The 25,263-nt window shown below is 72.1% G+C and carries 16 protein-coding genes and 1 pseudogene; 7 read left to right on the forward strand and 10 right to left on the reverse strand.

Annotated features, from left to right (window positions below):
• Positions 1-421 precede the first annotated feature (421 nt).
• Together ACFYOV_RS20970 and ptsP are read left to right on the forward strand one after the other, a co-directional pair.
• Positions 422-871, forward strand: coding sequence for a PTS glucose transporter subunit IIA (locus tag ACFYOV_RS20970; RefSeq protein WP_389089670.1), 450 nt, complete (start codon positions 422-424; stop codon positions 869-871).
• A 78-nt stretch (positions 872-949) separates the two neighbouring features.
• Complete coding sequence (ptsP, locus tag ACFYOV_RS20975; protein ID WP_389089672.1) at positions 950-2,620, forward strand: phosphoenolpyruvate--protein phosphotransferase; 1,671 nt, start codon at positions 950-952, stop codon at positions 2,618-2,620.
• 76 nt (positions 2,621-2,696) lie between these two features.
• Here the strand turns inward: ptsP and ACFYOV_RS20980 are convergent, their stop codons facing one another.
• Positions 2,697-3,587 carry a hypothetical protein gene (locus ACFYOV_RS20980; protein ID WP_389089673.1) on the reverse strand — a complete coding sequence of 297 codons (891 nt, stop codon included), beginning with the start codon at positions 3,585-3,587 and terminating at the stop codon, positions 2,697-2,699.
• Positions 3,588-3,612: 25 nt separating this feature from the next.
• Complete coding sequence (locus ACFYOV_RS20985; protein WP_389089675.1) at positions 3,613-4,821, reverse strand: MFS transporter; 1,209 nt, start codon at positions 4,819-4,821, stop codon at positions 3,613-3,615.
• 111 nt (positions 4,822-4,932) lie between these two features.
• Between ACFYOV_RS20985 and ACFYOV_RS20990 the strand changes: the two genes are divergently transcribed.
• Positions 4,933-6,252, forward strand: a complete 1,320-nt coding sequence (locus ACFYOV_RS20990) for an aminotransferase class I/II-fold pyridoxal phosphate-dependent enzyme (RefSeq protein WP_389089676.1) — start codon at positions 4,933-4,935, stop codon at positions 6,250-6,252.
• A 30-nt stretch (positions 6,253-6,282) separates the two neighbouring features.
• Here the strand turns inward: ACFYOV_RS20990 and ACFYOV_RS20995 are convergent, their stop codons facing one another.
• Entirely contained in the window at positions 6,283-8,244 is a 1,962-nt protein-coding gene (locus ACFYOV_RS20995; protein WP_389089678.1) for an acetoacetate--CoA ligase, read from the reverse strand.
• A 212-nt stretch (positions 8,245-8,456) separates the two neighbouring features.
• Here ACFYOV_RS20995 and ACFYOV_RS21000 point away from each other — a divergent pair.
• Positions 8,457-10,822: pseudogene (locus ACFYOV_RS21000) on the forward strand (glycoside hydrolase family 31 protein).
• Between the two features lie 42 nt (positions 10,823-10,864).
• On the opposite strand, the gene ACFYOV_RS21005 reads toward ACFYOV_RS21000, so the two are convergent.
• Together ACFYOV_RS21005 and ACFYOV_RS21010 are read right to left on the reverse strand one after the other, a co-directional pair.
• Entirely contained in the window at positions 10,865-11,401 is a 537-nt protein-coding gene (locus ACFYOV_RS21005) for an NUDIX domain-containing protein (protein ID WP_389089679.1), read from the reverse strand.
• Between the two features lie 47 nt (positions 11,402-11,448).
• On the reverse strand, positions 11,449-12,249 hold the full coding sequence (locus ACFYOV_RS21010) for a M15 family metallopeptidase (RefSeq protein WP_389089681.1): 801 nt from the start codon (positions 12,247-12,249) through the stop codon (positions 11,449-11,451).
• 205 nt (positions 12,250-12,454) lie between these two features.
• Between ACFYOV_RS21010 and ACFYOV_RS21015 the strand changes: the two genes are divergently transcribed.
• The 3 genes from ACFYOV_RS21015 (at position 12,455) to glpK (ending at position 16,746) form a co-directional block, all read left to right on the forward strand.
• Positions 12,455-14,107 (forward strand): EAL domain-containing protein, encoded by a 1,653-nt coding sequence (locus ACFYOV_RS21015; protein ID WP_389089682.1) that lies wholly within the window; start codon positions 12,455-12,457, stop codon positions 14,105-14,107.
• 379 nt (positions 14,108-14,486) lie between these two features.
• On the forward strand, positions 14,487-15,212 hold the full coding sequence (locus ACFYOV_RS21020; protein WP_389089684.1) for an MIP/aquaporin family protein: 726 nt from the start codon (positions 14,487-14,489) through the stop codon (positions 15,210-15,212).
• Between the two features lie 22 nt (positions 15,213-15,234).
• Positions 15,235-16,746: a glycerol kinase GlpK gene (gene glpK / locus ACFYOV_RS21025; RefSeq protein WP_389089685.1), complete on the forward strand. Its 1,512-nt coding sequence runs from the start codon at positions 15,235-15,237 to the stop codon at positions 16,744-16,746.
• A gap of 175 nt (positions 16,747-16,921) precedes the next feature.
• Here glpK and ACFYOV_RS21030 read toward each other — a convergent pair whose 3' ends face one another.
• From ACFYOV_RS21030 to ACFYOV_RS21050, 5 genes are read right to left on the reverse strand one after another with little or no spacing between them, the layout of a single operon-like run.
• Positions 16,922-17,527: an ATP/GTP-binding protein gene (locus ACFYOV_RS21030; protein ID WP_389089687.1), complete on the reverse strand. Its 606-nt coding sequence runs from the start codon at positions 17,525-17,527 to the stop codon at positions 16,922-16,924.
• Positions 17,508-21,176, reverse strand: coding sequence for a hydantoinase B/oxoprolinase family protein (locus tag ACFYOV_RS21035; protein ID WP_389089688.1), 3,669 nt, complete (start codon positions 21,174-21,176; stop codon positions 17,508-17,510). The genes ACFYOV_RS21030 and ACFYOV_RS21035 overlap by 20 nt, the downstream gene beginning before the upstream one ends.
• Before the next feature lie 24 nt (positions 21,177-21,200).
• Entirely contained in the window at positions 21,201-21,596 is a 396-nt protein-coding gene (locus ACFYOV_RS21040) for a DUF742 domain-containing protein (protein ID WP_389089690.1), read from the reverse strand.
• A gap of 9 nt (positions 21,597-21,605) precedes the next feature.
• Positions 21,606-22,040, reverse strand: coding sequence for a roadblock/LC7 domain-containing protein (locus ACFYOV_RS21045; RefSeq protein ID WP_389089691.1), 435 nt, complete (start codon positions 22,038-22,040; stop codon positions 21,606-21,608).
• The gene (locus tag ACFYOV_RS21050) at positions 22,037-25,021 is read right to left on the reverse strand and encodes a nitrate- and nitrite sensing domain-containing protein (RefSeq protein WP_389089693.1); all 2,985 of its coding nucleotides are present in this window, start codon (positions 25,019-25,021) and stop codon (positions 22,037-22,039) included. The genes ACFYOV_RS21045 and ACFYOV_RS21050 overlap by 4 nt, the downstream gene beginning before the upstream one ends.
• Positions 25,022-25,263 lie beyond the last annotated feature (242 nt).

Here is a 25,263-nt window from a genome sequence, read left to right on the forward strand (position 1 = left end):
GGCGTTGACTTTTGGCACGCTGTTGAGTTCTCAAGGAACGGACGCTTCCTTCGTACTCACCCTCTCGGGCTTTCCTCCGGGCGCTTCCCTTCGGTGTTTCCAACTCTACCAGTGTTTTTCCGGCCCTCCGACCACCGTTCTGCGGGCATGCAGAAGGGGACCTGGAGATCAGGATCTAGAAGAGTTGGTTTGCTGCCCGGGCCAGCACGCTTGGCCGCGTCACTCACCCCCTGGCAGGAGTACGACAGTACACGGGGTCGCGGAGCGCGTGCAAATCGATTATGGTGAGGTGGTCTAGACCTCTGGTTCGGGAGCAGTCGCCCGAATCGGTACGTCATATGACATACGCTGCTGCACAGTGCGCCGTCGGGCACGAGCAGTGACGGCGCCCATGTAGATCTCCACCTCTGGGAGGCTTCCCATGACCACCGTGACGTCCCCGCTCGCTGGTCGGGCCATCGGCCTGGCGTCCGTGCCCGATCCGGTCTTCTCCCAGGCCATGGTCGGTCCGGGCACTGCGATCGACCCCGTGCGGGAGCCCTCCGAGGCCGTTTCCCCCGTCGACGGCGTCATCGTTTCTCTGCACCCGCACGCGTTCGTCGTCGTAGACGAGAGCGGGCACGGGGTGCTCATTCACCTCGGCATCGACACCGTGCAGCTCAACGGCGAGGGCTTCGAACTGCTCGTGAACAAGGGCGACACCGTGACGCGGGGGCAGAGCATCGTGCGCTGGGACCCGGCCGCCGTCGAGGCCCTCGGCAAGTCCGCCGTCTGTCCGATCGTGGCGCTGGAGGCCACGGCCGACTCCCTCTTCGAACTTCGCGACCAAGGTGATGTGAAGGCCGGCGACAGCCTCTTCCTCTGGAAGTGACGTCAGTGCCGTCGTACGACGGCGAAGAGAACGACCACCGCGGCGGCACGTCCCGCCGCTCTATGGGAGACGGGTGAGATGGAGACAACGCTGCGAGGCGTCGGCGTGAGCCACGGAGTGGCGATCGGCGAGGTTCGGCACATGGGAACGGCGGTGCTCGAGCCGCCGGCCAGGCAGATCCCGGCCGAGGACGCGGAGCGTGAGCAGGGGCGCGCCCGCAAAGCCGTGGAGGCTGTCGCGGCCGATCTGATGGCGCGCGGCAACCTGGCGGGGGGCGAGGCCCAGGCCGTGCTGGAAGCGCAGGCCATGATGGCCCAGGATCCGGAGCTGATGGCGGACGTGGACCGGCGCATCGCCGTCGGCAGCACCGCCGAGCGCGCGGTGTACGACGCGTTCGCCGCGTACCGGGAGCTTCTGGCGGGTGCCGGTGAGTACCTGGCGGGCCGCGTCGCCGACCTGGACGACGTGCGGAACCGTATCGTCGCCCGTCTGCTCGGAGTGCCGATGCCGGGTGTGCCGGACAGTGACGCGCCCTATGTGCTGGTGGCGCGGGATCTCGCGCCGGCGGACACGGCGCTGCTCGACCCGACCCTGGTGCTCGGCTTCGTCACCGAGGAGGGCGGGCCGACCAGTCACAGCGCGATTCTCGCGCGGGCACTCGGCGTCCCGGCCGTGGTGGCGCTGCCGGGTGCCGGCGAGCTGGCCGAGGGCACGGTGATCGCGGTCGACGGCAGCACCGGTGAGATCTTCGTGGACCCCAGTGCGGAGAAGAAGGCGCAGCTCGAAGCCGCGGCCGCCGAGCGCAAGGCGGCGCTGGCCGCCTCGACCGGCCCGGGCGCCACGGCGGACGGTCACAAGGTGCCGCTGCTCGCCAACATCGGTGGCCCGGCGGATGTCCCGGCCGCCGTCGATGCCGGGGCGGAGGGCGTGGGTCTCTTCCGGACCGAGTTCCTGTTCCTGGACGACAACAGGCAGGCTCCTTCCGAGGAGAAGCAGATCGCGGCCTACCGTCAGGTTCTGGAGGCGTTCCCCGAGGGCCGTGTGGTGGTGCGGGTACTGGACGCGGGGGCGGACAAGCCGCTGGACTTCCTCACTCCGGCCGACGAGCCGAACCCCGCGCTGGGCGTGCGCGGTCTGCGGACCCTGCTCGACCACCCCGAGGTGCTGCGGACACAGCTGACGGCGCTGGCCAAGGCCGGCGAGGGATTGCCGGTGCACCTCGAGGTCATGGCCCCGATGGTGGCGGACCGCGCGGATGCCAAGGCATTCGCCGACGCCTGCCGGGCGGCGGGGCTCCGGGCCAAGTTCGGTGCGATGGTCGAGATCCCCTCGGCCGCGCTGCGGGCGCGTTCGATCCTGCAGGAGGTGGAGTTCCTGTCGCTGGGGACGAACGACCTCGCGCAGTACACGTTCGCCGCCGACCGTCAGGTGGGCGCGGTGTCCCGCCTTCAGGACCCCTGGCAGCCCGCGCTGCTCGACCTGGTGGCGCTGTCCGCGGAGGCGGCGAAGGCCGAAGGCAAGAGCTGTGGTGTCTGCGGTGAGGCCGCGTCCGACCCGCTGCTGGCGTGTGTGCTGGCCGGTCTGGGTGTCACCTCCCTCTCCATGGGCGCGGCGTCCATCCCGTATGTGCGGGCGGCGCTCGCGAAGTTCACGTTGGCCCAGTGCGAGCGGGCAGCGGCAGCGGCCCGGGCGGCGGACAGCGCCGAGGAGGCGCGCAACGCCGCTCAGGCGGTGCTGTCGGGCGAGTAGCCGGAGCGGTCGCGTCGCGGCGTCTTCGGTGAGGGGCGCTCCACCCCTGGTGGGGCGCCCCTTTTCCGCGCGCGCCTCAGTGGTGGTGGTCCGGGCCGGGGTCCTCCCCGAGCGGGGGAGCCTGGCAGTAGTCGACGTTGGACTCGGGTGAGATGAGGTCTCCGGTTTCGATGTCGGTGCAGTAGGCGTCGAAGACCTCGCCGGCGGTGAGGGGCTCGAGACCGTGGGCGCGCAATCGCCAGCCGTGGACGCGGTCCGGGGCGCCGGGGGCGGTGGTGCGCATGACGAGTCCGCCGGGGCGGTCGGTGGCGATGCCGGCGGCCAGGACGGTGGTGAACTCCAGGGCCTCGGTGTCGTCGAGGTCCACGCGGCCGGTGGTGTCGTCCGGGGCATGGAGGACCGCGACGAGGGTGTCGGGTGGTCCGGAGACGCTGCACACGAGGTGCCGGTCGCCGGGCGGGGCGGTGTCGAGGATGCGGACGAGCAGCTGGGAGGCGCGGGCGAGGGCGGCTCGGCCCAGGTCCTCGCCGCAGGAGGCGCAGGGGCCGAGCCGGGCGAGGAGGGTGGTCGCGTACTCCCAGGTTGCCTGGCGGACGGCCTCGTCGACGAGGGTGGGGAGAAGGTCGGTCAGCGGCTGCCCCTCATAGGGAACGCTGGGGCCGGTCGCCGCGAGTTCCGCGGTGAACCGGGTGCGGCTGGCCGGGGTGTCGGGGTCGAGGCCCTTCCGCGCGCAGAAGTCGGCGTACTCCTCCGGGTCGAACAGGGCGAGGGTGGTGTGGGCGCCTTGGAGGCTGCGGGTCCTGAGGAGGCCTTCGACCTGTTTGAGGTAGGTGGTGTGGTCGTCGAAGGTGAAGCTGCGGTAGCGCCGCATGGTGCGGAAGTCGTGCTCGTCGGCCAGCAGGCCGATGGTTCCGGCGATCTCACGGCGCAGGACGCGTCGCATGGTCCGCTGGTCGGTGTGCGTCATGGTTCCCCCTGTGAGCGGTCGTCGATCAATGCTCACTCACAGTAATCGGAGGCACTGACAACGGGGGCCCGGTGAGGCGGTCGCGGAGCAGGCGGTGCTGGACGAGGCAGGTCAGGGCGATGGTGGTGCCGTAGACGGTCCAGCCGAGGGGGCCGGCGGCGATGGCCAAGGTGACGGCGAGTGGTCCGACGCTGCGTTGGGCGGACTGGGCGAGCCCGTGGACACCGAGGTAGCTGCCCTGTGCGGTGTCCGGGGCCAGGGCGACGGAGAGTTCCCACGAGACGGTGGCGTGGAGCATCTCCGCCACGGTGAAGGTGATGGCCGAGGCGATGAGCAGCAGGGTGGCGGTGACGGTGCCGCCGGTCGCGGAGAGGGCCAGGGTGAGGCCGCCGAGGGCGAAGAGGGCCGAGAGGGGCAGCAGCAGGGCGCGGGCGGCGGCCGTGGTGGCGCCCAACCGGGCCAGGGGGACCTGGAGGGCCACGACCATCACGTTGTTCAGGACCATCAGCAGGGGTGCGAGGCCGTGCGGTGCCTGGGTCGAGTGGGCGATCCACAGGGGCAGGCCGATCTTGAAGACGGCGTCGTCGAGGAAGAGGACGGTCTCGGTGGCCACGAAGGCGAGGTAGGTCCGGTCCCGCCAGGGGTTCGTGGGCTCGGCCTGGGCCTTCGGGCCCTTGGACGTCCGGACGGTGCGGGAGGGTGACGGGGGTTCGCCGCAGCGCAGGGTGAGGAGGGCGCAGCCGAGGAAGGAGAGGGCGTCGCCGATCAACAGGGCCCGGTAGGCGCCGGTGCTGCCGAGGGCGAGGGCCGCTGCCGCGGCCAGGCCTCCCAGGGCCCAGCCGGCGTTGGCCGCGGTGCGGTGGACGGCCTGGTAGCGGACGCGGTCGGCGCCGGCGACGCGGGCCGCGTAGAGCTTGGTCAGGACGTTGCCAGCGCGGTCGCCGAGGCCGCCGACGGCGCAGAAGGCGAGGAGCAGGGCGTACCGGTCGGTGGTGAGAAGGGCGAGGGAGGCCAGGGCGCGGGTGATCTGGACGGCGATCAGCAGGCGGGTGAGGGGCAGGCGGTCGGCGAAGCGGCCCGCCAGGGGCGCACCGGCGATGCCGATGGTCCCGGCGACGGCCACCAGGGTTCCGATCTCCGCGAGGTCGAGGTGGGAGACGAAGGTGAAGTACAGGACGGAGACGGAGGTCCACAGGCCGCTGCCGACGCGGTCGACGAAGGCGATGGTGACCATGCGGCGGCCGTCCCGTCCCCCGGGTATGCCTTGCGGCCGGGTGAGTGCGCGACGCACTGGATTCACTGCTCCCCCTTGTGTGAAATTATGTACTGATACATCATCAGCAACGTGGTAATACAATATGCGTTCAGTGGTTCGACGGCCAAGGGGATTGCCGTGTCCGTCGAACGCGGCGTGGTCGAGGGTGCGTTGGGCCCCGGGACGGCACTGCCGCCGGTGCGGCGGCTGGCGGACGACCTCGGGGTCAGCCCGGGCACGGTCGCGGCGGCGTACAAGGAGTTGCGCCGGCGCGGCATCGTGGTCACGCGCGGACGGGGCGGCACGGTGGTCGCGCCGGGGCCGGCGGTGGCGTCCCGGCGGCCGCCCAAGGTGCCCGAGGGCCTGCGGGACCTGGCCGGCGGACATCCCGATCCCGCTCTGCTCCCGGGCCTGCCGCCCGCCGTGCGCTTCTCCCCCGGGGCCCGGTCGCACCGCTCCACGCCCAGGCTGGAGCGGTTGGAGGAGACCGTGCGGGACTGGCTGCGGCCCGACGGCGTACCGGTGGAGCACGTGACGTTCGCGCACGGCGCTCTGGATCTCATCGGGCGGCTGCTGTCCGTGGAACTCCGCCCCGGGGACGCGGTGGCCATGGAGGACCCCGGCTATCACCATCTGCTGGATCTGCTCACGGCACTGGGCCTGCGGGCGGTGCCCGTGGCAGTGGACGGTGAGGGCATGCGGCCGGACGCGCTCCAGGGTGCGCTGCGGGCGGGGGTCCGCGCGGTGGTGTGCAGCCCGCGGGCGCAGAATCCCTACGGCGGCTGTTTCTCGGAGGAGCGCCGGGACGCACTGGCCGGCCTGCTCTGTGACGAGCCGGACGTGCTCGTGGTGGAGAACGACCACGGGTCCGCGGTCGCCGGAGTGCCCCTGCACACGGTGACCGCCTGCGGGCTGACGCGCTGGGTGCACGTGCGGACCGTGAGCAAGGTACTGGGGCCGGATCTGCGGTGGGCCGCGGCGGCCTGCGATCCGGTGACGCTGGCCCGGCACGACGGACGGCTGCTGCTGACCTCCGGCTGGGTCAGCCATCTCCTCCAGGAGGTGGTGCACGAACTCCTCGTCGACGACGGCACGCGCGCGTCGGTCGCCGGCGCCAGGCGCGCGTACGGGCTGCGCCGCGACGCCCTCCTGCGGGAACTGCAGCAGCGGGGCGTCGCGGCGCACGGGGGGAGCGGGCTGAACGTGTGGGTGCCGGTGGAGGACGAGTCCGCCGTCGTGAACGGGCTGCGCTCGCACGGCTGGTGGGTGGCCGCGGGGGCGCGGTTCCGACTGGCGTCCGCGCCGGGCGTGCGGATCACGACCGCCGGACTCGAACCGGCCGACGCGGCGCGGCTGGCCTCGGACTTCACCGCCGTGCTGGGCGAGTCCGAGGCCACCTACGGAGGCTGATCGGCCTCCTCGGGCCGCTCGGCGAGGGGATCAGGCGCGCTTGCGGGCCAGATCCTCGTAGAAGGCGAGCAGCCCGAGGTTGTCGATGGATCCGGGATTGACCGCCTTCTCCAGCGGGGTCCCCTGGAGGAGGCGCTTGACCGGGACCTCGATGCGCTTGCCGGTGAGGGTGTGCGGGATGCCGGGCACCTCGATGACCTCGTCGGGGACGTGCCGCGGCGACAGTTGTTCCCGGATGGTCGCTTTGATGCGGTTCAGCAGATCCTCGTCGAGGGTCGCGCCCGGTGCGAGGTGCACGAACAGGGGCATCCAGTAGCCGCCGTCGGGTTGTTCGACGCCGATGACGAGGGACTCCCTGATCTCGGGGAGGCGCTCGACGGCTTCGTAGATGTCGGCCGACCCCATGCGCACGCCCTGGCGGTTGAGCGTGGAGTCGGAGCGGCCGTGGATGACGACGGAGCCGCGCGAGGTGACGGTGATCCAGTCGCCGTGCCGCCAGACGCCGGGGTACGTGTCGAAGTAGCTGTCGTGGTAGCGGCTGCCGTCGGGGTCGTTCCAGAAGCGGATCGGCATCGAGGGCATGGGGTTGGTGACCACCAGTTCGCCGACCTCGTCGATCAGCGGCTTGCCGCTCGGGTCCCAGGACTGGAGGTCGGTCCCCAGGCAGGGGGCCTGGAGTTCGCCCACGTGGACCGGGAGCGTCGGGACCGCGCCCGCGAAGCAGGAGCACACGTCCGTGCCACCGCTGACGGAGGCGATCCACAGGTCGTCGCGGACCTCGTCGTGCAGCCAGCGGAAGCCGTCGGGCGGCAGGGGGGAGCCGGTGGTCGCGACGCACTTCACGGCGGACAGGTCGAAGTCGCGCGCCGGATGCACGCCCGCCTTGCGGCAGGCCATCACGTACGCGGCGGAGGTGCCGTAGAGGGTTGCGCCGGTGCGTTCGGCGATCCGCCACTGGGCACCGGTGTCGGGGTAGCCGGGGCTGCCGTCGTAGAGCACGACCGTGGTGCCGGTGAGGAGGCCGGAAACGAGGAAGTTCCACATCATCCAGCCGGTCGAGGTGTACCAGAAGAAGCGGTCCTCCGGTCCGAGGTCGCAGTGCAGGCCGAGCTGCTTGAGGTGTTCGACCAGGATGCCGCCCTGGGACTGGACGATGGCCTTGGGCAGCCCCGTGGTGCCGGAGGAGTAGAGCACCCACAGCGGGTGGTCGAACGGCACCTGCTCGAAGACCGGTTCGGTGTCCCCGGCCGTGAGGGCCGACCATTCCAGGGCCCCTTCGGAGGCCTCCGTGCCGAGCAGGGGGATGTGCACGACCGCGCGCAGGGTGGGCAGCTCCCGGCGCAGCTCCGCGACGACGTCGCGGCGGTCGTGCTCCTTGCCGCCGTAGCGGTAGCCGTCGACGGTGAACAGGACGACCGGTTCGACCTGCTGGAAGCGGTCGAGGACACCGCGGGCGCCGAAGTCGGGCGCGCAGGAGGTCCACACGCCGCCCACGGCGGCCGTGGCCAGCAGGGCGACGACGGCCTGCGGGATGTTCGGGAGGTAGCCGCTGACGCGGTCCCCGGGGCGTACGCCGAGGGCGCGCAGCTCGGTGGCGAGCGCGCCGACCTGGCGGTTCAGCTCGGCCCAGGTCACGGGGCGCGGTTCGTGGGTCTCGTCGACGTACAGGAGGGCCGGTTCGTCCGCGCGGGTCGCGGCCGCGCGCAGGGCGTGCTCGGCGTAGTTCAGGGTCGCTCCGGGGAACCACTGGGCACCCGGCATGGCTCGCTCGCCCAGCACGCGCGTCCACGGGGTCGAGAAGCGGACGTTGAACCACTGCGTGACCGCTTCCCAGAAGGATTCCAGTTCCTCGACGGACCAGCGGTGCAGGGCCGCGTAACCGCCTTCGGCGGGGGCACCGTGGTGTTCGGCGGCCCAGGCCTGGAACTCGGTGATCCGGGCGGTGCGGTCCGGATCCGGCTGCCAGAGCGGCTGGAGGTTCTCGGTCGACATGGGGCGGCTCCCGGACTGTGCGCGTCGTGTGCGTCCTCCGCGCACGGGCTGGGTGTGCGCGTGACGCGGCTGACAGGGACGATGCCATGTGATCGACTTCTGCACCAGGGTGTCCCCCACACAGTCCCCGACGTGAAGATGTGGTCCGATCACGGGTGAACGGCAGTTGAACGACACGTCCACGGACGCCGGTCGGTGGCAGGGTGAGGTCCATGAACGGTCGTGACCTGGTGCGTTCGGTGAAGTCGGTCGGTTGGGTGGGGGCGGCTAAGGGGTTGCGTACCGTACGAGCAGCGTGGCGCAGGCGGCAGGCGGACGCCACCGGGCTGCCCCCGCGTGGGGCGGAGCGCGCCCGCGTGCCGGGTGCGGTGCGCGAGGTGGAGCACGGGCCGGGTGGCGGAGTCGTCCGGTTCGCCCGCTCCGAGCTGCGGATCCTCGTGGCCGTGAACGGTGCGGTCTTCCTGGGCTGGGACGGCGCCCGCCCGGAGCCGTCGTACGCGCTGGCGGGCCGGTGCCCCGAGCCGGACCCGCGGGCGGTGCTGGAGCCGGACAAGGACGGCGGCTGGCGCGTCGTGGCCGAGCGGGTCACGGTCGCCGTCTCGCGGCACGGGGCGGTGGACGTGCTCACCCCGGGGGGCATGCTGCTGCGCCGCGAGCTGCCGCCGAGGTGGTGGGAGCCGGTCGGCGGCGGCACCGCGCGCTGGATGCAGCGGTCGGAGGTGGCGTCGGACGCCCGGTTCTTCGGGCTCGGGGGGCGCGCCTCGGGCCCTCGGCTGCGCGACGGCACGTACCGGCTGTGGAACTCCGGTCCGGGCCGCGCCTTCACGCCGCAGGACGATCCGCTGTACGTCACGATGCCGGTGCAGTTGGTGGTGGCGGACGCCGGTACGCACCTGGTGTTCCACGACGTCTCCTGGGACGGCGCGGTGACTGTTCGGGAGGGCGAGGAAGGGGCGGGTTCCGGGCACGACCGCCCCGGGGCGAGCGAACTGCGGATGGACGGGGGGCCGCTGCGCCGCTGGGTGCTGGTGGGCACTCCCGCGCGTGTGCTGCTCACCTGGGTCTCCCTGACCGGTGCACCCGCGCTGCCACCCGTGTGGGCACTCGGCCACCAGTGCGGACGGTGGGGCTTCAGCGGCGAGCAGGAGGTGCGCGAGGTCGTGACGGGTCACCTGGAGCGCGGCCTGCCGCTCGACGCCGTTCACCTCGGTGCCGACGACCGCGACGCCGGTCGTCCGTTCACCGTCGACCAGGAGCGCTTTCCCAAGCTGCCGGTCCTCGCCGACGAGCTGCGCCGGAACGGGATCCGTCTGGTGTCCGTCGTCGACCCGGCGGTGCGGGCGGAGCCCGGCGACGCCGTCTTCCAGGCGGGGGCCGCGCGGGACGCGTTCGTGCGGGACGCCTCCGGGGAGCTCGTGCAGGGTGTCGCGCGGCCCGGTGAGGCGGTCTTCCCGGACTTCACGCACGCGCGCGTGCGTGAGTGGTGGGGCGGTCTGTACGCGGAGTGCCTGGGGCACGGGATCGCGGCTTCGTGCACGACCTGAACGAACCGACCTCGTTCACCGCGTTCGGAGAAGCGACGCTGCCGCGCTCGGCCCGGCACGATCTGGAGGGGCGCGGCGGTGACCATCGCGAGGCGCACAACGTGTACGCCCTGTGCATGGCCCGGGCCGCGTTCGAAGGGCTGCGCGAACTGGCCCCGGAGGAACGGCCGTTCCTCCTCTCGCGCTCCGGGTGGGCGGGCCTCCAGCGTTACGGCGGGGCCTGGTCGGGTGAGGTGGCGGCGGGCTGGCCGGGGCTGCGGGCGTCGCTGGCGCTCGTCCTGGGGCTGGGGCTGTGCGGCATTCCCTACTCCGGGCCGGACGTCGGCGGCTTCGACGGGGATTCCTCACCCGAGCTGTACCTGCGGTGGTTCCAGCTCGGCACCCGTCTGCCGCTGTTCCGCACCCACGGCGGGCCGCGGGCGGGACGGAGGGAACCCTGGGAATTCGGTGCCGAGGTGCTGGAGCACGCGCGCGCGGCGCTCGTCGAGCGGCGCCGGCTGCAGCCGTACCTCATGACGCTGGCCCATCTGGCCCGGCGTACCGGAGCGCCCTACGTACGGCCGCTGTGGTGGTCGGCGCCCGAGGAGCGGGCCCTGCGCGACTGCGAGGACGCCTTCCTGCTGGGTGACAGCCTGCTGGTGGCGCCGGTGCTCGAACCGGGCGCCCGCCGACGGGCCGTGCTGCTGCCGCGCGGGCGCTGGTACGACACCGCGACGGAACGAGCGTACGAGGGGCCGGCCCGGGTGGTGGTCGAGGCGCCACTGGAGCGGATACCCGTGTTCGCGCGCGGGGGGTCGGTTCTCCCGGTGCGCGGCGGGAACGGCGCACTGGAACTGGAGGTGTGGGCCCCCGCGAGGGGACGGACCGGGGGCGGGCTCGTCGTACCGGACACGGGTGAGGGATGGGACGAGCCGGAGATCGAGCGCTACACCGCCCGCTGGGCGGGCCCGCGGGTCGTGGTCGAGCGGGACGGTGAGGACGGCGTGAGCGGGCCGTCCCACCCGGTGCGCGTCCGCGGGCTCGGACCGCACTGAGGGCCGGACCGGCCGAGGGGCCGCCCGGGACGGCCCCCTCGCTCAGACGTACCGGCCCGCGAACCAGGCCCGCACGGCCAGGGTGTGCAGGGGAAAGGCGAGTTCTTCGGGGCGGCGCAGCAGGTGCCGGCCCTCCGTCTCGTCGGTGGCGGCGAAGGGCGGCAGGCCCTCCGCCGGACGCTCGGGGAGGAGCCCGAACAGGAGCAGGTGTCCGTCGGGCGAACTCATGGCGTCGACGAGCCGTACGTCCCGGCTCTCGGCGTTGATGCCGGTCTCCTCCTCGAGCTCACGCACGACGGCCCGCCGCCAGTCCTCGCGGTCGTCGATGTAGCCGCCCGGCAGGGCCGTGCCCCCTCGCGCGGGGGCGACGGTCCGGGTGATGACGACCAGGGCGGTGCCCTGGGTGTCGTAGACGGGCTGGAGGGCGACCGCTACCGGCAGCGGGTTGCGGTAGGCCACCGTGCCACATGCCGGACAGGTGCGGGGCCAGCCGGTGACGCCCTCGTCGAAGGGCGTGCCGCAGCTCGCACAGTGGGAGTCCGGCGCGGGGTTGGGCGCGGAGTGCTGATTCTCGGACACGCGGCGGACTGTATCCGATCACAGGAGCGATTTCTCCCGGAGGCCGCTCAGGGGCGGCCGGTGAGAGACCTGCGGGACACCGGGAAGTCGAAGTACGTGTCCGGGTGGGGTTCGGGCTTGAAGGTGTAGTGCCACCACTCCTCGGCGAGGTTCACGAAGCCGAGGTCCTCCAGGGTGCTCCTGAGCAGCAGCCGGTTGGCGCGCTGGTCTTCGTCGACGCGCGGGTCGAGCGTGTGGGAAAGCGTGTCGAAGCAGTCGTAGCCGGTGCCCATGTCGACGGAAGTGTCGGGGAACCGCTCGCCCACCGGTGCGACGCAGGGCGTGAGGGGTTGTCCGGGGCGGTACGGCCGGGTCGGCGCGGCGGGGAGCTTCACGAGGGTGAGGTCCACCGTCGAACCCCGGCTGTGGCCGGACTTCTCCGCGAGGTAACCGTCGGCGAAGAGCCGGGTCTTGTCCATGTTCGGGTAGAATTCGGCCTTTATGGCCTGGGCGTCGAGGCCCTTCACCCAGCACACGAAGTGGTCGACGGCGCGCTGGGGCCGGTGGCAGTCGTACACCTTGAGGGGGTAGCCCTGACGCAGCAGCTCGGTCTGGGCCTCGCGGAGGGCCAGGGCGGCGGGGCGGGTGAGGATGCACAGGGACTGCGCATGGCCGTCGATGCGCTCGGCGACGAAGTTGTGCGGGGTGGAGTAGCGCATCTCCTGGACGATCGTCGGGTCGAGTGCGCCCGGTGCCACTAAGTCCTTCGGCGCACGGGGCCCGGTGCCTGCCTCCGCGGGGGTGACGGCGGCCAGCAGGGTGGCGAGGGCGATCGCGGGAACGCGTACCACGGGGGAGAGGCGTGTCATGTCTCCCGCATCCATGAGGGAGGGACCCCCGGCAGGCGCTCCGCCGTCCCGGGGCCGGCGGGGGCACGCTGCTGACGGTGCCTCTGCCGTGCCGCCTTCGACACGACCATGCAGCAGATCATACGCTGAGTGACGGTGCCATAATCCTCCGTGAACGTCTCATGAACTGGGCCCCGGCGCATGGGAGCGGCGCCACCATGCTCCCGTGCGCTCTTGGACGGAAAGTCTTCGCTTCGCCTTCCAGCCGGTGGTCAACCTGACCACCTCAGGGGTGGCGGGCCTGGAGATACTCGCCCGTCCGGAGACCGGCGACATCCTGGCCGAGGCCAGGCGCCACCCGGAACTCGACGCCCGGCTGGCGGTGTCGGCACTCCGCGCGGCCACCCGCAGGGAGACGCTGCTCCCGCTCTACATCAACGTGTTCGCCGGAACCCTCGCCGACCTCGGCGGGCTCCGCCCACTGCACGACGCCGTACGGGAGACGGGACGGTTGCCGTGGGAGGTGACGGTCGACATCGGCCCGCCCTACACCCATGTGCCGCACCGGGCACTTCTGGACGCGGTGGCCGGCCTGCGCGGCCAGGGCTTCCGGATCTGCGCGGACGGTGTCGGAGACGGGGACCTTCCGCTGCGCCTGCTCGCGGACCTGGCACCCGACCTGGTCAAGCTGGACGCGTCGCTGCTCGCACGGCCCGCGGCGGTGCGAGCGATGCGGGCGCTCTGCGACGAACTGGGCGGACTGCTGTGCGTGGAGGGCGTCGAGACCGAGGGACAGTGCGCGGCGGCACTGGCGGCCGGTGCCCAGCTGGCGCAGGGCGAGCTGTTCGCTCCGCCCGCCCGGCTGCCCGCGGCCGACGTGTATGTACCGCCCCGTTCGTCGGGGTTCGTGGCGGCGCCGCGATCCGGGCCGTCGGTGCGGGAGTTCGTCCGGCCCGCCGCGCTGCTGCCCGCCAGCGCGTCCGCCGGACAGGTGCGGGCGCTGCTCACCGGCTCGCCGGACGTGTCCGGGGTGCTGCTCGTGGACCGGACGGGGGTTCCGGTGCGGTCGGTGCACCGGTCCCGGTTCCTGCTGTCGATGTCCGCGCGTTACGGGCACGCCCTGTACGCCGACCGGCCCGCCGCCAAGCTCGGGGACCCGCCCCGGACGGTCGGCGTGGACGCCACGGCCTGGGAGGTCCTGGACGTCGTGGCGGTCGGCGACCGGGGCCGCGCCTCGGACGACGTGGCCGTGGTGGACGCGTACGGGCGGTGCGTGGGCGTCGTGCATCTCGCGGACCTGCTGCGGGCGTTGGCCGAGACACGGGTGGAGGAGGCGGCCGGGCTGAATCCGCTGACGCGGCTGCCCGGATCGGACGTGATCACCGAAGAGGTGGACCGGCGGATCGCGGGCAACCGGGTCTTCGCGCTGAGCTGGCTGGACATCGACCACTTCAAGAAGGTCAACGACGGCGCCGGCTTCGCGGCCGGTGACGAGCTGATCCGGACGGTCGGGCGGGCCCTGCACCAGGCGGCGACCGGCGTCACGCGCGTGGGGCACATCGGCGGGGACGACTTCCTGGTGCTCGCCGACCCGGAGGCGCTCGAACCGCTGGCGTCGCGGCTGCTGGACGCCCCCTGGGCGGCCGCTGGCCACCCGGTCACCCTGTCACTGGCCACGGTGCTGTGCGTGCCGGGCAGCGTGGCCGACCACCGTCAGGCGGCCGCCTGTCTGACACCCCTGAAGAAGGCGGCGAAGGCCTTGGACGGGGCGAGTTGGGTGCTGGGTCGGGCGGGCCTGCCCGGGCACGAGATCCGCCGCGGCGGGGAGGGGACACCGCAGCGGGCGGAATGCGCGGTGGTGGAGCCGGGCAGGGGGTGAGCGAGGGGAGACCCCGGGTGGGGATCGCCGGCGTTCCGGTGTCTCCTCGCCTCCTCCGTCCGGCCCGGCGGAGCCCGCTGCTCGGGGGGCTCGTCACGAACGGTTCTCGTCAGTGACCTTGACGGCCCCTGAGCGCCGGTGAACACTTCCGGTGTCAGTCGACATCGTCGTACATCTCGGCGCATTCCGGAACGGCGCCGCTCGGGCCCCTGTGTGTCAGGGCCACTCCCCCACAGGCGATTCGACTGCGTCGGCACGCTCGTCACGGACGCCGGGCGGGGCGCGGGACCTCCCTGCCTTCGGCTGAAGTCGCCATGGGAAACGCACCCTGCACGTGAGGTCCGGGGCCGATCGTCCCGGGCCGGGCCTAGGAGCCGCCATGAGCAACGGAGACATTTTCGTCGGGGAGATCATCGGCACGGCCATCCTCATCCTGTTCGGCGCCGGAGTGGTCGCGGCCGTCGTCCTGAACTACTCGAAGGCGAAGGACGCCGGCTGGGTCGTCATCACGTTCGGCTGGGGTTTCGGCGTGCTGGCCGGGGCCTACACCGCCGCCCCGCTGTCGGGCGGCCACCTCAACCCGGCGGTGACCCTCGGGATCGCCATCGACACCGGAGACTGGGACCAGGTCCACATCTACGTCGCCGGGCAGATGGTCGGCGCGATGCTCGGCGCCTTCCTGTGCTGGCTGGTCTACTACGCGCAGTTCCGGGCGAACGCCGAGGAGGACATCGCCCAGCCGACGCTCGGGATCTTCTCCACGGCGCCCGCGATCCGCAATCCCGTCGCGAACCTCATGACCGAGATCATCGCGACCATCGGCCTGGTGCTGCCGATCCTGGCCTTCGGACTCACCGAGGGCCTGGGCGAGTCCGGGACCGCGATCCTCATCGTGGCGTTCCTGGTCGTCGGCATCGGCCTGTCGCTCGGCGGTCCGACGGGATACGCCATCAACCCGGCCCGCGACCTGGGGCCGCGCATCGTGCACGCCCTGCTGCCGATCCCCAACAAGGGCACGTCGGACTGGGGATACGCGTGGGTTCCCGTCGTGGGACCGCTGATCGGTGGTGCGCTGTCCGGGCTCATCTTCAACGCAGCCTTCTGAACGAACCGACGAAGGGGACGTCATGACGGACAAGTTCGTCGCCGCGATAGATCAGGGCACCACCTCCAGCCGCTGCATCGTCTTCGACCGGAACGGTGCCGTCGTCGCCGTCGACCAGCGCGAGCACCGCCAGATCTTCCCGAAGCCGGGCTGGGTCGAGCACGACGCCACTGAGATCTGGTCCAAGGTGCAGGCGGTGGTGGCGGGTGCGCTCGCCAAGGCCGGCCTGCGCGCCGACCAGCTCAGCGCGCTCGGCATCACCAACCAGCGCGAGACGACCGTCCTCTGGGACCGCGCGACGGGCAAACCGGTGCACAACGCGATCGTCTGGCAGGACACGCGGACCGCCGCGCTGTGCCACCGGCTGGGCGGCACGGACGGGCAGGACCGTTTCCGCGAGACGACGGGGCTGCCGCTGGCCAGCTACTTCTCCGGCCCCAAGGCGGCCTGGCTGCTGGAGAACGTGCCCGGTCTCAGGGCCCGTGCGGAGAACGGCGAGATCGCGTTCGGCACCATCGACTCCTGGCTGATCTGGAATCTCACGGGGGGCACGGACGGCGGGCGGCACGTCACCGACGTGACCAACGCCGGGCGGACCATGCTGATGAACCTCGAGACGCTCCAGTGGGACTCCACCATCCTGTCCGCGATGAACGTGCCGGAGGCGGTCCTGCCGGAGATCCGGTCCTCCGCCGAGGTGTACGGCACCGCGGTCGGACAGCTCTCCGGCGTGCCCGTGGCCTCAGCGCTGGGCGACCAGCAGGCGGCGGTGTTCGGGCAGGCCTGCTACGACGTGGGCACGGCGAAGAACACCTACGGCACGGGCAGTTTCCTGCTGCTCAACACCGGCAACCGGCCGGTGCCGTCGAAGAGCGGGCTGCTCACGACGATGGGCTACAAAATCGGAGGCGAGGCGCCCGTCTACTGTCTGGAGGGGTCGATAGCCATAACGGGCGCACTCGTGCAGTGGTTCCGCGACCAGCTCGGCATCATCCGGACGGCGGACGAGATCGAGCCGCTCGCGGCGAGCGTGGAGGACAACGGCGGGGCGTACATCGTGCCGGCGTTCTCCGGTCTGTTCGCGCCGTACTGGCGCTCCGACGCCCGCGGTGTGGTCACCGGGCTCACCCGGTACGTGACCAAGGCGCACCTCGCGCGGGCGGTGCTGGAGGCGACGAGCTGGCAGACGCGTGAGGTCGTGGACGCCATGTACCAGGACTCGGGGGTGCGGATCACCACCCTGAAGGTCGACGGCGGCATGACGAAGAACCATCTGCTGATGCAGCATCAGGCAGACGTCCTGGGCGTACCCGTGATCCGGCCGAGGGTCTCGGAGACGACCTGCCTGGGTGCCGCCTACGCGGCCGGCCTCGCCACGGGCGTGTGGAACGACCTCGACGAGCTCAAGTCCCACTGGCAGCGGGACGCCGAGTGGACGCCCGCCATGGAGGCGTCGGTCCGGGACCGCGAGTACCGCAACTGGCGCAAGGCCGTTGAGAAGAGCTTCGGCTGGCTGGAGGACGGCGACGACTGACCACGCGCGCGTGGCGCCTCGTTCCGTTGATCGCGCGCGTGGCGCCTCGTTCCGTTGATCGCGCGCGTGGCGCCTCGTTCCGTTGATCGCGTGCGTGGCGCCTCGTTCCGCGGTTCGCGGGCCCGCATCCCCGTGCCGAAGGGGTGCGGGCCGCGTGGGGCGGCGTCGGCCGTCGTCAGGTGGTGACCGCCTGACGGCGTTGCGCGGCCTGTGCCATCGCGTGCTGGACGACGCCGACAAGCACCTCCTTGACGGACTCGCGGTCCCGCGCGTCGCACATCGTCAGGGGCACGTGGTCGTCGAGATCGAGCGCCCGGCGGACGGCCTGCGCGGGGTAACGCGCGGCTCCTTCGAAGCAGTTGACACCGACGAGGAACGGGATGGAGCGGCGCTCGAAGTAGTCGATGGCCGCGAAGCAGTCCTCCAGCCGACGGGTGTCGGCGAGGACGACCGCTCCGAGGGCGCCCTCGGAGAGCTCGTCCCACATGAACCAGAACCGTTCCTGACCGGGCGTGCCGAACAGGTACAGCACCAGGTCCTCGCGCAGGGTGATGCGGCCGAAGTCCATGGCCACGGTGGTGGTGTTCTTCGCCTCCACCCCGCTGGTGTCGTCGACCGGGCGCCCGGCCTCGGTGAGCAGTTCCTCGGTGCGCAGCGGCCTGATCTCGCTGACCGCGCCGACGAGCGTGGTCTTGCCCACGCCGAAGCCGCCGGCCACGAGGATCTTGAGCGTGACGGGCTCGACCGGGGGCTTGCCGCGCTCAGAACGCCCGAAGATCATCGATCTCTTCTCCTGCTCGGTGGTGGTCGGGCGGTGGTGGGCCGTAGCCACCCCCGCCGGGGGTTTCGACGACGAGTACGTCGCCGGGTCCGACGTCCGCGGATCCGCTGCCGCCGAGCCGGGTGCTCGTCCCGTCGGCGTGTTCCACCCGGTTGGCACCCGGCGCGCCGGGCTCGCCGCCCGCCATGCCGTAGGGCGGGACCCGGCGGTGCTGGGACAGCGTGGAGACGGTCATGGGTTCCAGGAAGCGGATGCGGCGCACCGCTCCGTCCCCGCCGCGCCACCGTCCGGCTCCGCCGCTGCCGCGCCGCACCGCGAACTCCTCGAGGCGGACGGGCAGTCGCCACTCCAGGATCTCGGGGTCGGTGAGCCGCGAATTGGTCATATGGGTCTGGACGACGGGCGCGCCGTCGAAGCCGTCGCCCGCTCCGGAGCCGGAGGCGACGGTTTCGTAGTACTGGTGGCGCGCGTTGCCGAAGGTGACGTTGTTCATGGTTCCGGAGCCCTCGGCCTGGACGCCGAGCGCCGCGTAGAGGGTGCCGGTGACGGCCTGGGAGGTCTCCACATTGCCCGCGACGACGGCGGCCGGCGGCTCGGGGGCCAGCATGGAACCGGGCGGCACGACGATGTCCAGGGGACGCAGGCAGCCGTCGTTGAGCGGGATGTCGTCGGCGACCAGGGTGCGGAAGACGTACAGGACGGCGGCGTTGACGACCGACAAGGGGGCGTTGAAGTTGGTGGGGAGCTGGGCGGAGGTGCCGGTGAAGTCGATGGTGGCGCGGCGGTTCTCGCGGTCCACGCGCACGCGGACGCGGATGACGGCGCCCGAGTCGGTCTCGTAGGCGTACTCGCCGTCGTCCAGGGCGTCGATGACACGCCGCACCGCCTCCTCGGCGTTGTCCTGGACGTGCCTCATGTACGCCTGGACGACGTCGAGGCCGAAGTTGTCGATCATGCGGCCGACCTCGTCGACGCCCTTCTGGTTGGCGGCGATCTGGGCGCGCAGGTCGGCGAGGTTGGTCCGGGGGTTGCGGGAGGGGTGGGGGGCCTCGGTGAGCAGTCGGAGGGTCTCCTCCTCGCGGAAGCGCCCGTCCTCGGCGAGCAGCCAGTTGTCGAAGAGGACGCCCTCCTCCTCGATGGTGCGGCTGTGGGCGGGCATGGAGCCCGGCGCGATCCCGCCGATCTCTGCGTGGTGGCCGCGTGAGGCGACGTGGAAGAGGACCTGCGGGTCACTCTCCGTGTCGTCCGGGGAGCCGGTGTCGAAGACCGGAGTGATCACGGTGACGTCGGGCAGGTGGGTGCCGCCGTGGTAGGGGTCGTTGACGGCGTAGGCGTCGCCGGGGCGCATGAGCGGACCGCGCCGCCGGATGACCTCCTTGACGCTGGTGCCCATGGAGCCCAGGTGAACGGGGATGTGGGGGGCGTTGGCCACCAGGTTCCCGTCCGGGTCGAAGAGGGCACAGGAGAAGTCCAGGCGCTCTTTGATGTTGACGGACTGGGCGGTGGACTCCAGGCGGGCGCCCATCTGCTCGGCGATGGACATGAACAGGTTGTTGAAGACTTCGAGCAGCACCGGATCGGCTCTCGTGTCGAGATCGGAACTCTGCGTGACCGCGGCGCGTTCCATGACCAGATGCCCGTGGTCGGACGCGGCGGCCTGCCAGCCCTCGTCGACGACGGTCGTCGCACTGGCCTCGGTGATGATCGCCGGGCCGGTCACGGTGCGGCCGGGAGGAAGGTCCTCGCGGCGGTGGAGGGGTACGTCGCGCCAGGTGCCGCCGGTGTGGAGGCGGACTGTCAGGGGGGCGGCGGGGCTGCCTTCGTGAGGGGCGAGGGCGGAGAGATCGGGGGGTTCGGTGACGCCGGTGGCTTCCACGGAAAGGGCCTCGACGACGATCGGGCGGTCGAGTGTGAAGGAGTACGTGGCGCGATGACGTTCTTCGAAGGCGTGCCGCATCGCGGTGGGCTCGGTCAACTCCACGGTGAGGGTGGTGTCGGTGCCGTCGTAGCGGAGCTGTGCACGGCGGGTGACCTCGATCCGGTTCTCGGGGACGTCCTCGGCGAGGAGCTCGGCGCGGGCCGCGGCCTCCAGGTCGTCGGCGGTCTGGTGGACGCCGGGCATCGAGGCGGGCTCGAGGGGTGCCTCGACGGAGCGTTCGCGCATGGCCGTGGTGTCGGCGAGGCCGATGCCGAGCGCGGAGAGGACACCCGCCATGGGGGGTACGAGGACGGTGCGGATGCCGAGGGAGTCGGCGACCATGCACGCGTGCTGGCCGCCGGCACCGCCGAAGGTGGTGAGGGCGTAGCGCGTGATGTCGTGACCCTTCTGCACGGAGATCCGCTTCACCGCTCCGGCGATGTTGGCGACGGCGATCTGGAGGTAGCCCTCGGCGACCTGCTCCGGGGTGCGGTCGTCGCCGGTCCGTTCGTGGATCTCGCGGGCGAGGGCGGTGAACCGCTCACGGACGACGTCGGCGTCGAGCGGCTGGTCGCCGCCCGGCCCGAACACCCTGGGGAAGTGGGCCGGTTGGATGCGGCCGAGCATCACGTTGGCATCGGTCACGGCGAGGGGACCGCCCGCCCGGTAGCAGGCCGGTCCCGGATCCGCGCCCGCCGAGTCGGGCCCCACGCGGTAGCGGGAACCGTCGAAGTGCAGGAGGGAACCGCCGCCGGCCGCGACGGTGTGGATGTCCAGCATGGGCGCACGCAGCCGCACCCCGGCGATCCGCGTGGTGGAGACGCGCTCGTACTCACCGGCGTAGTGCGAGACGTCGGTGGAGGTGCCGCCCATGTCGAAGCCGATGACGCGATCGAAGCCGGCCAGCCGCGACATGCGGGCCATTCCCACGATGCCGCCGGCCGGACCGGAGAGGACCGCGTCCTTGCCCCGGAACTGCCCCGCCTCGGTCAGTCCTCCGTTGGACTGCATGAACATCAGCCGCACGCCCTCGAGTTCGTCGGCGACATGGCGCACGTAGCGGCGCAGCACCGGCGAGAGGTAGGCGTCGACCACGGCGGTGTCCCCGCGCGGGACGAGCTTCATCAGCGGGCTGACCTCGCTGGACAGGGAGATCTGCGGGAAGCCGATGCGGGCGGCGAGTTCCCCGACCGCCCGCTCGTGGGCGGGGTGGAGGTGACTGTGCAGGCAGACCACGGCGACGGCACGGATTCCGTCGTCGTACGCCCCGCGCAGCGGCCCGGCGAGAGCGTCCAGGTCGGGGGGACGCAGGACCGTGCCGTCGGCGGCGATGCGCTCGTCCACCTCGACGACCCGCTCGTACAGCAGCTCCGGCAGTTCGATGCGGCGGGCGAAGATGGCGGGCCGGTTCTGGTAGGCGATGCGCAGGGCGTCGCGGAAGCCGCGGGTGATGACCAGCAGTGTCCGTTCGCCCTTGCGTTCGAGGAGGGCGTTGGTGGCGACCGTCGTCCCCATGCGCACGGATTCCACGGGGTCGCCGGACCCGGCCAGCAGCTCATGGATGCCCGCGACGGCCGCGTCGGTGACCACGGTCTTCCCGCCCGGGCGGGCCCCGGAGTGGACGGGGTTGTCGGAGAGCACCTTGTGCGTGAGCAGCCGGCCGTCCGGGCGCCGCGCGACGATGTCGGTGAAGGTGCCGCCCCGGTCGACCCAGAACTGCCAGCCTGTCATGTCGGTACCCCGATTCCGCGCCGGTCACAGCGCCCGGAGGCCGTTGATCACGTCGCGCAGAATACTCTCGTCCGGCAGCTCGGCGGGGGGCACCGGCCGGTTCACGTGAACCAGCTCGGTGGCCACGAGGTCCCCCACCAGCACCCGCACCACGCCGATGGGCAAATCCAGTTCGGCGGCGAGTTCAGCGACCGTCTGCGGAGTGTCGTGGCACATCCGGACGATGTCCACGTGCTCCGGGGAGAGTGTCGGATCGGCCTCCGGATCGTCGGCCTGGGGTTCCGTGACGACCACCGCGATCAGGTCCAGGCGGTGCTGGGCCGCACTGGTGGTGCGACCGCGCGTCATGGCGTACGGCCGGACGACCGGCCCGGCCTCGTCGTCGAACCAGTGGCTTCTTCCCTGACCGTCAGCTCTCATGTCATCCCACTACCCGCCGGAGCGCAGATCGGTGCGCGGGGCGGCGCCGAGATGCGCGCCGACCCGCTTCACGAGCAGGGTCATCTCGTAGGCCACCTGTCCCACGTCGGAGTCGGCGTCCGCGAGGACGGCGAGGCAGCTGCCGTCCCCCGCCGCCGTGACGAACAGGAACGCCTCGTCGAGTTCGACGACCGTCTGCCGGACGCTGCCGGCCTCGAAGTGGCGGCCGACGCCCTTGGCGAGGCTGTGGAAGCCGGAGGCCACGGCGGCCAGGTGCTCGCTGTCCTCCCGGGTCAGGTCCTTGGACGCCCCCGTGGGCAGGCCGTCGCCGGAGAGCACGATCGCCTTGCGGATGCTCGCGACGCGGTCCACGAGGTCGTCGAGGAGCCAGTTCAGCTCCCCCTTGTCGGTCATGGTGTGGCCGGTCGCCTTCGGTGCGGTCATCGACCGTCGTCCCCCTTGTTCGTTGCCTGTGGTGCTGTGCCGCTGTGGGCGTCGTCGCCCGCGGCGTTCTCCGCACGGCCGCGCTGCCAGCCGCGCTGGAGCGAGGCCATACGGCTGCGTACTTCCTCGGCGTCCCGTTCGGCCGGCCCGGACGTGTCGTCGGCGGGCCGTGCGGCGGTCCGCTTCAGCTGCGGGGCGAGGCTGGCCTGCCGGACCCGCCTGGGCAGGGCCGCGGCGCCGTCCGGCTCCGCTCCGCCGTCCTGCGGTGGGTGGCCGGTGCCGCTCCCGGCGCCGGTGGCGGTCGTGGCTCCGGAAGCTGCGGCGCCGGAAGTCGTGGAGCCGGCCTGCTCCTCGGCACGGGTGCCGATCTCGGGGCGGGAGGGTATCCCGCCACGTCGGCGCGCGGGCAGCGGCGGCAACGGGTTCTCCCCGTCGGGCCCATGCCGCTCACCGGTCGGTCGTCCTTGGTCCTGGTCCGGGGAGGACGACTCGGGGCGGCGGCGGGCGGGAAGCGCCGAGGTGGGCTCCGCATCCGGGCGGCCCGGCGCCCGGCGTCCGACGATCTCGTGCCCACGGCGGCGTGCCGGGAGCGGAGGCGGTGTCGCCTCCAGCTCCGGGCGGCCGGTACCGGCGGGGTCCGCATCGCTCCGGTCGCGGCGGGTGCGCCGGTCGCCGACGGGGCGTCCGTGTGAGCTGACCAGCTTGGGCGTCGCACGGCGGGGCAGCGGGACGGGGGCGCGCACCTGGTCCCCGGTCTCCGGATCCGCTCCGGCGCGCTTCTCCCGGGCCGGCGGGTGCGGCTCGCGGCGACCGGGCCGCTCGTCCTTGGTGCGGGCGAGGGGGCGGCGGGGGCGGAACAGGCCGTCGTCGCCCTCCTCGTCGTCGAGAGCGCCCGGGAAGCCGTCGAGAGCGTCCAGGTCGACGGGTGCCTCCAGCTCGACCGGGCCGTCCAGGAGCGAGGCGGGCAGGCCGGGCAGCTGGACGGGCACCTGGGACAGTGCGGCGCGGCGGCTCTCCGCCGCCTCCTTGTCCTTGGTGTCCTTGGCGCGCGGGGGACGGTCGAGGCGGAACCCGACGCCGTTGGTGTCCGGCACATCGTCCGTGAGCAGGGCCTCGGGGAGGAAGACGACCGCGGTGGTGCCGCCGTAGGGGGAAGGTTGCAGGGAGACGCGGACGTTCTGCCGCTGGGCGAGACGGCTGACCACGAACAGCCCGAGCCGGTCGGTGTCGGAGAGTTCGAACTCCGGGGTCTCGGCGAGCCGGAGGTTGGCGTCCAGGAGCGCGTCGGCCGCCATGCCGAGGCCGCGGTCGTGGATCTCCAGGGTGAAGCCGTTGGCCACCCGCTCACCGAGGACCTGGACCGCGGTGTGCGGCGGGGAGAACACCGTGGCGTTCTCCAGGAGTTCGGCGACCAGGTGGGTCAGGTCGGCGACGGCTGGGCCGGTGACGGCGACACGCGGCAGGCGGCGGACCTCGATGCGTTCGTAGTCCTCGACCTCGGCGACGGCGGCGCGGACGACGTCCATGAGCTGGACGGGCTTACGCCACTGCCGGGAGGGCGCGGCGCCGGAGAGGATCACCAGGCCCTCGGCGTGCCGGCGCATGCGGGTGGTCAGGTGGTCCAGGCGGAAGAGGTCGGCGAGTTCCTCGGCATCCTCGGTCCTGCGTTCCATGGTGTCCAGCAAGGTGAGCTGCTTGTGGAGCAGTACCTGGCTGCGGCGGGCGAGGTTGACGAAGACCTCGGAGACCCCGGCGCGAAGTTCGGCCTGTTTCACGGCGGCCTCGACGGCGGCACGCTGGAGGGTGTTGAGGGCCTGGCCGACCTCGCCGATCTCGTTCTTGTCGTACTCCAGGCGCGGCACCTCGGTCTCGACGTCGACCTGTTCGCCCGCCGAGAGGCGGCGCATGACGCCGGGCAGCCGCACGCCGGACGCCTCGTGAGCCTCGAGGCGCAGCTGCCGCAGGTCGCGGACGAGTCCGCGGCCGACGCGCACGGACAGGAAGAGGGAGACCAGGAGGGCTATCAGGCCGAGGGCACCGGCGAGGACGACCTGGGCGATGACGCCCATGGCCACGGGGCGGACGCGGTCCTGGTAGCGGTCGGTGGCCTGGTCGTTGAGGGTGCCGAGCTCGTCCAGGACCTCGCCGGCGGCGGTGTCCCAGCTCTTGGCGGAGACCCCGCGGAGCTGTCCGGTCCCGGTCCGGACGGCCGCTTCCTCACCCAGACGCAGCGAGGCCGACGCGGCGTCCTTCCAGAAGGCCGCGTAGCGGTCGCGTTCCGACGCGGGCAGCTGCGGCAGGCTCACGTCGTACAGCAGCCTGCGCTGGGCCATGAGGTCGGAGATGTCGTGCGCCTCGGCGCGGGTCAGCCTGCCGACGATCAGGGCGGAGCCGAGCAGGGCGTCTTCGCGGGAGAGCAGTTCGCGGGCGCGGGCGAGGTTGACGAGGGCGCGGTACTGCTTGTCCAGGTCGACGTCGTCGACCGCGTGCAGTTCGGCCAGCAGCGCGTAGCACGGGTCGATCAGCCGGTTGTAGCGGCGCAGGGCCTCGTGGCGGTCGACGGTGCCGTCCTCGACGATGCGTCGCAGGGACCCGATGCCTTCGAACGAGTCCAGCACCGCACCGAGCGCGTCGGTGTCCCCGCCCATCGCGTCGCGCACATCCGTGTCCGTCGCGTTCCTCCGGATCGCGGCGACGGCCTTGTCGGTGGCGGCACGGCTGCGGTGGAGCGCGGCGAGGCCGTCCGAGGCGCGGGGGTCGGCGAGGTAGGCCAGGGTCTGGCGGCGTTCCTGCTGGAGGACGCGGACGGTGTCCTCGATGGGGTAGCCGACCTCCTCCATCACGGACGACGCGTCGAACAGACGGCTCGCCTCGCGGCCCGTGAGCACCGTGGCGAAGGCCCAGATCGCCGTCAGGGACACCAGCGGCACGAGAAGCAGCGCCACGATCTTCCGGCGGATGGACTTCCCGCGAAAGCGCATGGCCTCCCCCAGCTCGACCCCCGACGCGGCGGGGGCACACATGTGCGTCAACAAACGGCGCGAGCCTACTACCGAGCCACAGTTAACTCGAAGGACTGTCCGGAAGCTCAAGTTCCGTGCCAGCGGCGGGAAATGGGGAGTTGTCCGACCATTAAGGGAGATTGCCTCCCGGATTCGGCGCCGTGGCCGCTCGCTCATCCGCTCGGCGAGTCAAGGGTGTTGGCCGAATTTCTTCCCTGCCG

Origin of the sequence: Streptomyces sp. NPDC005931, from assembly GCF_042871235.1 — a bacterium.
Taxonomy (GTDB): Bacteria; Actinomycetota; Actinomycetes; order Streptomycetales; family Streptomycetaceae; genus Streptomyces.